The sequence below is a fragment of the Occallatibacter sp. genome (assembly GCF_049802275.1).
GTDB lineage: Bacteria > Acidobacteriota > Terriglobia > Terriglobales > Acidobacteriaceae > Telmatobacter.
In genome coordinates this window covers 1-1,588 of record NZ_JBARMD010000717.1, presented here as the reverse complement: position 1 = coordinate 1,588, position 1,588 = coordinate 1, and the positions used below count along the sequence as shown (strand labels likewise).

2 protein-coding genes and 1 pseudogene are annotated in these 1,588 nt (G+C 61.9%); all 3 read left to right on the top strand.

Annotation, left to right across the window (positions count from 1 at the left end; genetic code table 11):
* Positions 1 to 514: M20/M25/M40 family metallo-hydrolase (locus WA354_RS24150; protein WP_472815582.1), on the top strand; the 514-nt coding region annotated here is incomplete at its 5' end.
* A 26-nt stretch (positions 515 to 540) separates the two neighbouring features.
* Complete coding sequence (gene allE, locus WA354_RS24145) at positions 541 to 1,278, top strand: (S)-ureidoglycine aminohydrolase (RefSeq protein ID WP_472815581.1); 738 nt, start codon at positions 541 to 543, stop codon at positions 1,276 to 1,278.
* A 2-nt stretch (positions 1,279 to 1,280) separates the two neighbouring features.
* A pseudogene (locus WA354_RS24140) lies at positions 1,281 to 1,588 on the top strand (M20 family metallo-hydrolase); the annotation flags it as partial.

The window sequence follows — 1,588 nt, the reverse complement described above, 5'->3', positions numbered from 1 at the left end:
TGCCGCCGAATGGATCACGAAAGTTGAATCGCTCGCCCTCCGCACCGAAAGCCTCGTTGCCACCGTCGGCAGGCTGGATGTGCGGCCCAATGCCGGCAACGTAATCGCCGGATGCGCCGAGCTGAGCCTGGACGTTCGCCACGTCCACGACAGCCAGCGCAGAACCGCTGTCGACGAATTGCTCGCGCATGCCGAAGCCGCAGCGACGCGCCGTGGACTAAAGCTCGAATGGACAAAGAAGATGGACGAGCCATCTGTACCGATGGACGAACGCCTCACCGCCTTCATGACCACTGCGATCGAAGCGGCAGGCTTTCCCGCCAAAACCATGCCCAGCGGCGCGGGCCACGACGCCATGATCATGGCCGGCCGCATGCCAGCGGCGATGCTCTTTCTGCGCAGCCCGGGCGGTCTAAGCCATCATCCTGACGAAGCGGTTCGGGAAGAAGACGTCGAAGCTGCGCTGCAAATCGGTGGGAAATTCCTTCAGCGGCTCGCAGGCGAGGTTGGTTAGAATCGGAAACGCAAGCGAGGTCACGATTGCATCATCTCGGATCAACCCGAAGCAGTCTCAAGCACGATCACCTGCTGCAGACACCGGACACATTCGTGCGCATTCCACTGCCGGGGGCGAGCGGAGTGGATTTCATCGTTCACGCCGGTCCTCAACTAGGTGCAGACTTCACGCAGATGACTGCCGAGTTCTCTGCCGGCGGAACACTCGCGGCCGCTCCCGGGCAGCGGTTCGTTTACGTGCTCGAAGGCGAACTAGGCCTGGTGATGAATGGCGACAGGCACCTGCTCGGACCGGGCGGATTCGCTTACCTGCCCACCGGCACCGATCACTCCATCGCCGCCGTCGGCGCCTCGAAGGCCGTGCTGATTGAAAAAATCTACGCGCCGATTGCCGACGGACCAGCCCCCGCTGTCGTCATCGGCAATGAATCTTCCGTTGCTGAAGCCCCCCTGATGGGCGACTCGTCCCTGCGCGTTCGCTCCCTCATGCCCAACACCGACGAGTACGACTTCGCGGTCAATACTATGACCTACGACCCGGGCGCAGGCCTCAGCGTGGTCGAGGTTCACGTCATGGAACACGGACTGCTCATGCTTGAAGGTGGAGGAATCTACCGCCTGGGCGATTCCTGGTATCCCGTCGAGGCGGGCGACTTCATCTGGATGGCGCCCTATTGCCCGCAATGGTTCGGTGCAATCGGTAAAAAGCCTGCGAAATATCTCATCTACAAAGACTGGCGCCGTCATCCGCTGGGAGCTTGACCATGGAACTCCACCCCACGTTATCCCCTGCGCTCTCCCCTACGCTTTCGATCGACCGGCTGATCTCTGAACTCAACACGCTCTCCCAGATCTCGGAAGCCGACCCGCCCGTCGTCACCCGTGTCCTGTTCAGCGAAGCCGATCTCCGCGCCCGTGCCTACGTCAAAGGCCTTTGCTGCGAGGTTGGGCTCGAAGTGCATGAGGATGCCGTCGGCAACACCTTCGCGCGCTGGCAAGGCACCGAGCCTGCCCTCGCGCCCGTCGCAACCGGTTCGCACATCGACGCCATTCCTAACGCAGGCCTCTATGA